Origin of the sequence: Streptomyces albidochromogenes (assembly GCF_005981925.1) — a bacterium.
Taxonomy (GTDB): domain Bacteria; phylum Actinomycetota; class Actinomycetes; order Streptomycetales; family Streptomycetaceae; genus Streptomyces; species Streptomyces albidochromogenes.
In genome coordinates, this window is the sequence record NZ_VBVX01000379.1 from 1 (window position 1) to 5,559 (window position 5,559).

The window sequence follows — 5,559 nt, forward strand, 5'->3', positions numbered from 1 at the left end:
CCCCTCACCCACTCCGTGGCCCCTCCGCGCCCTCCGCGCCCCCCTCGGCGGCTCCGCCTAGCTCTGCGGCTTCGCCAGGAAGGCCAGCAGGTCCTGCCGGCTCACCACGCCCGTCGGCTTCCCCTCCACCAGGACGATCGCCGCGTCGTGCTGCCCCTTGCCGCCCAGCACGGCCATCAGGTCCTCCACCGGCTCACCGGAACCGACCTGCGGCAGCGGCGCGCTCATGTGCTTCTCCAGCGGGTCGCCCAACTGCGCGCGCTGTGCGAACAGGGCGTTCAGCAGCTCCCGTTCGACGACCGAGCCGATGACCTCCGCGGCCATGACGTCCGGGTGCCCGGCGCCGGGCTTCACGATCGGCATCTGCGAGACGCCGTACTCGCGCAGCACGTCGATCGCCTGACCCACCGTCTCCTCCGGGTGCATGTGCACCAGGTTCGGCATGTCGCCCTCCTTGTACCGCAGGACGTCGCCGACGCTCGCGTGCTGGCCCGACTCCTCCAGGAAGCCGTAGTCGGCCATCCACTCGTCGTTGAAGATCTTGCTGAGGTAGCCGCGGCCGCTGTCCGGCAGCAGTACGACCACCACGTCATCCGGGCCGAGGCGCTCCGCCACGCGCAGCGCGCCGACGACCGCCATGCCGCAGGAGCCGCCGACCAGCAGGCCCTCCTCCTTGGCGAGGCGCCGCGTCATCTGGAACGAGTCCTTGTCGGACACCGCGACGATCTCGTCCGTCACAGTCGCGTCGTACGCCGACGGCCAGAAGTCCTCACCGACACCCTCGACCAGGTACGGCCGGCCAGAACCGCCCGAGTACACCGAGCCCTCGGGGTCCGCGCCGATGACCTTGACCTTCCCGCCGCTGACTTCCTTCAGGTAGCGGCCGGTGCCGGAGATCGTGCCGCCGGTGCCGACGCCCGCGACGAAGTGCGTGATCTTCCCGTCGGTCTGCGTCCACAGCTCGGGACCGGTCGTCTCGTAGTGCGAGCGCGGGTTGTTGGGGTTGCTGTACTGGTCGGGCTTCCAGGCGCCCGGCGTCTCGCTGACCAGGCGGTCGGAGACGTTGTAGTACGAGTCGGGGTGCTCGGGGTCGACGGCCGTGGGGCAGACGACGACCTCGGCGCCGTACGCGCGCAGCACGTTGATCTTGTCTGTGGACACCTTGTCCGGGCAGACGAAGATGCACTTGTAGCCCTTTTGCTGCGCCACGATGGCGAGGCCCACACCGGTGTTGCCGGACGTGGGTTCGACGATCGTGCCGCCGGGCTTGAGCGCGCCGCTCTCCTCCGCCGCCTCGATCATGCGCAGGGCGATCCGGTCCTTCACGGATCCGCCGGGGTTGAAGTATTCGACCTTGGCCAGGACTGTTGCCTGGATTCCGGCCGTCACGCTGCCCAGCCTCACTAGCGGGGTGTTGCCGACGAGGGTGATCATCGAGTCGTGAAATTGCACGATGCGCTCCGGGGTCTCCGTGGTGGTATGCGGCCCAGCGTAGAGGGCTGACGACGGCGCGTTCACCTTCGGACGAGATTGAAGAGCGCCCACTACCGGGCAGTAAGCAGGTGAGCGGAGGCTTCAAGGCCCGGAGGAGGTGGCTGCGACTGTGTCGAGAGCAAGGGTGGCACGGCGGATCGCCGCTGGCGCGGCGTACGGAGGGGGCGGGATCGGGCTGGTCGGCGCGGCCGCGGTGGGGATCTTCCTTGCCGAGGTGCAGCTGGCCAAGCGGTCGGTGGGCGGCGGCCGGGCGCCGGCGCCGCCGCTGGCGGACGGGCTGTACGGGATGCCGCTGGCCGGGTACCCCATGGACGCCCCGCTGCGGCTCGCCATGCTCGGCGACTCCACGGCGGCGGGCCAGGGCGTACGCCGGGCCGGGCAGACGCCGGGGGCGCTGCTCGCGTCCGGCCTCGCGGCCGTCGCGGAGCGTCCGGTGGCGCTGCGGAACGTGGCGCAGCCGGGGGCGCAGTCGGACGATCTGGAGCGGCAGGTCACGGTCGTACTGGCGGACCGGGAGCGGCTGCCGGACGTCTGCGTGATCATGATCGGCGCGAACGACGTCACGCACCGGATGCCGCCCACGCAGTCGGTCCGCCATCTCGCTTCGGCGGTACGCCGCCTGCGCACCGCGGGGGCGGAGGTGGTGGTCGGCACCTGTCCCGACCTGGGCACGATCGAGCCGGTCTACCAGCCGCTGCGCTGGCTGGCCCGGCGCGTGTCGCGGCAGCTGGCGGCGGCGCAGACGATCGGGACGGTGGAGCAGGGCGGGCGCACGGTGTCGCTGGGCGACCTGCTGGGGCCGGAGTTCCTGGCGAACCCGCGCGAGCTGTTCGGGCCGGACAACTACCACCCCTCGGCGGAGGGGTACGCGACCGCGGCGATGGCAGTACTGCCGACGCTGTGCGCGGCGCTCGGGCTGTGGCCGGAGTCCGACCGGCTGGACGCCTCGCGGGACGAGGACATGCTGCCGGTCGCGAAGGCGGCGGCGGAGGCGGCTTCGGCCGCCGGTACCGAGGTCACGGCCGCCCGCGCGCCGTGGGCCCTGCTGAAGCACCGCCGACGCCGGCGCCTCCCGGCCACCACGGAGCCGGCCCGCTCCCCTTCGGAGCCGCGCCGGGCGCTGTAAGGGCCCGGGCGTACGGGCACGGCTGCGCCGGGCGGTGTACGCGGCCCCTGCGGCCGCCGTCCGGAGCGCGGGCGCGCGCAGACCCCAAGGCTGCCGCCGTCCAAGGCGCGGGCGCGCGCAAACCCCAAGGCTGCCGCCGCCCGGGGCGCGGGCGCGCAAACCCACAGGCTGCCGCTGCCCGGGCCGCGGGCGCGCAAACCCACAGGCTGCCGCTGCCCGGGCCGCGGGCGCAAACCCCAAGGCTGCCGCTGCCCGGGGCCTTCACCGACCCGCCCCTTCCCGGACCGGGGCTCCGCCCCGGACCTCGGTCCTCGAACGCCGGACGGGCTGGACACGCCGCGGGGAGCCCCGTTTCACAGACCGGCGCACAGGGGAAACAACCCGCACCCACTGAGCGACCGCTTAGAAAAGAGGCCCGCATCACATGGTGTGCACGATGACCCGAGCCATACGTGCGGGTAACTTCCAATTCAGCCGTGCCAATCGCCTTCTCGCCCTCATGGAGCCGTCGTGCCCGAAGCAGTGATCGTTTCCACCGCCCGTTCCCCCATCGGCCGCGCGTTCAAGGGCTCGCTGAAGGACCTGCGGCCCGACGACCTGACCGCCACCATCGTGCAGGCCGCCCTCGCCAAGGTGCCCGAGCTCGACCCGCGTGACATCGACGACCTCATGCTCGGCTGCGGTCTCCCCGGCGGCGAGCAGGGCCACAACCTGGGCCGCATCGTCGCGGTGCAGATGGGCATGGACCACCTCCCCGGCTGCACCATCACCCGTTACTGCTCCTCCTCCCTACAGACCTCCCGCATGGCGCTGCACGCCATCAAGGCGGGCGAGGGCGACGTCTTCATCTCGGCCGGTGTCGAGATGGTGTCCCGTTCCGTCAAGGGCAACTCCGACAGCCTCCCGGACACCCACAACCCGCTGTTCGCCGACGCGGAGGCCCGTACCGCCGCCGTCGCGCAGAGCGAGGGCGCCGACTGGCACGACCCGCGCGAGGACGGCCTGGTCCCGGACGCGTACATCTCGATGGGGCAGACCGCCGAGAACCTCGCCCGCCTCAAGGGCATCACCCGCGCCGAGATGGACGAGTTCGGCGTACGGTCGCAGAACCTCGCCGAGCAGGCCATCAAGAACGGCTTCTGGGAGCGCGAGATCACCCCGGTCACGACCCCGGACGGCACCGTCGTGTCGCAGGACGACGGCCCCCGCGCCGGCGTCACCCTCGAAGGCGTCCAGGGCCTCAAGCCCGTCTTCCGCCCCGACGGCCGCGTCACCGCCGGCAACTGCTGCCCGCTGAACGACGGCGCCGCCGCCCTCGTCATCATGAGCGACACCAAGGCGCGCGAGCTGGGCCTGACCCCGCTGGCGCGGATCGTGTCGACCGGCGTCTCGGGCCTCTCCCCCGAGATCATGGGGTACGGCCCCGTCGAGGCCAGCCGGCAGGCGCTCAAGCGCGCCGGGCTGAGCATCGGCGACATCGACCTCGCCGAGATCAACGAGGCTTTCGCCGCCCAGGTGATCCCGTCCTACCAGGACCTGGGCCTGGACCTGGACAAGGTCAACGTCAACGGTGGCGCCATCGCCGTCGGCCACCCCTTCGGCATGACCGGCGCGCGCATCACCGGCACGCTGATCAACGGCCTTCAGTTCCACGACAAGCAGTTCGGCCTGGAGACGATGTGCGTGGGCGGCGGCCAGGGCATGGCCATGGTCATCGAGCGCCTCAGCTGACCCTCGGGGCGTCTGTGGCCGCACCCGGTTCGTGACCCAATCTCCCCCAGGATGTGACCTATCTCCTGGGGGAGAGCCATATCCCCAGGTCAACCGCGATCCAGGGGAGAACCACGAGGCAAAAGACCTGTCCATTTCGTGACGTAATGCACTGACAGATGGCGCGCACTCACCTCAAGCTGATGTAGGAAGTCGGGGGATCGATGAAACCGGGAGTACGTCAGTGAGCGCCATGCCTCTTGCCCTGTTGCTGACCACAGCCGCCGCCACGGCCGTGGGCGCCGCTGCCCTGCACGCGGTCCACGGACTGCGCAAGCAGGTCACCGCCCTGCGCACCGAGCTGACGGCAGCCGCCGCGTTCGGCCGTTCCGGGGCCGCCGTCCCCCAGCAGACCCGTGCCGCCGACGCGGACGGGATACGGGCAGCGGTGGCCGAGGCACTCGCCGAGGAGCGGGAGCGCGAGCTGGCCGAGGCGCGTGCTTTCTGGGCCGCGCAGGAGGCCCGTGACGCCGCCGACGCCCCGTCGCTGCTGGGCGGTCTGACCGGTCTCGGTGACGAGACGCCCCCGTTCTTCGTACCGCGCCAGGCCGACTTCACCGGCCTGGAGTCGATCGACGCGTACGAGGCGCTCGAAGCCCTCGACGGCGCCGACGCTTTGGAGGGCCTGGACGATCTCGAACCGGCCGACGCCTTCCCGGAGGACTCCCCCGAGCTCGCGGCCGCCCGCCGCCGCCACCCCTCGAACGCCGCGAACAGGATCGAACACGGCGTCGCGGGCCAGACGCCGGGCGCCGTGGGCGACCACGAGCGCACCGTGACCCGCCTCGAAGAGCTCGCGGCGGCCCGCACCGCGCTCGCCGACGTGCGCCCGGGACCGCTCGGCACCCTCGACGTGTACGTCTTCACGGACGGTACGACGCTCTGCATGACCCCCGGCCACCGCGAGACCGCCGAGCGCCTCGCCGAGTCGCTGCGCGGCGGTGAGTCCCCGGTCCTGCTCGGCGGCTCCGGCATCTCCGGCGCGTACGCCCTGACCTTCTCCTGCGGCGAGGAGAGCGTCTACATCCTCGCCGACCGCGTCATCGCGTCGATCTAGCCCGACCGCGAACCCGCGCGGACCCCGTCCCGCTCGCTCCCCGGCCGGCGCGGCGCTCACCCGCCCGGCCCGCGCGACCCGCTCGGAGCCCGGCCCGCGCGGACCCCCTCAG

The 5,559-nt window shown here is 72.1% G+C and carries 4 protein-coding genes; 3 read left to right on the plus strand and 1 reads right to left on the minus strand.

The genetic code is table 11. From position 1 onward, the window contains the following. Nucleotides 1-57 precede the first annotated feature (57 nt). The gene (locus E2E34_RS30475) at nt 58-1,452 is read right to left on the minus strand and encodes a cystathionine beta-synthase (protein ID WP_138905094.1); all 1,395 of its coding nucleotides are present in this window, start codon (nt 1,450-1,452) and stop codon (nt 58-60) included. A gap of 166 nt (nt 1,453-1,618) precedes the next feature. Between E2E34_RS30475 and E2E34_RS30480 the strand changes: the two genes are divergently transcribed. From E2E34_RS30480 to E2E34_RS30490, 3 genes are all read left to right on the plus strand, one after another. Beyond that, nucleotides 1,619-2,620, plus strand: a complete 1,002-nt coding sequence (locus E2E34_RS30480; protein ID WP_138905096.1) for an SGNH/GDSL hydrolase family protein — start codon at nt 1,619-1,621, stop codon at nt 2,618-2,620. Between the two features lie 510 nt (nt 2,621-3,130). After that, nucleotides 3,131-4,351, plus strand: coding sequence for an acetyl-CoA C-acetyltransferase (locus E2E34_RS30485; RefSeq protein WP_138905095.1), 1,221 nt, complete (start codon nt 3,131-3,133; stop codon nt 4,349-4,351). Nucleotides 4,352-4,583: 232 nt separating this feature from the next. Beyond that, nucleotides 4,584-5,447 (plus strand): hypothetical protein, encoded by an 864-nt coding sequence (locus E2E34_RS30490; RefSeq protein ID WP_208765386.1) that lies wholly within the window; start codon nt 4,584-4,586, stop codon nt 5,445-5,447. Nucleotides 5,448-5,559 lie beyond the last annotated feature (112 nt).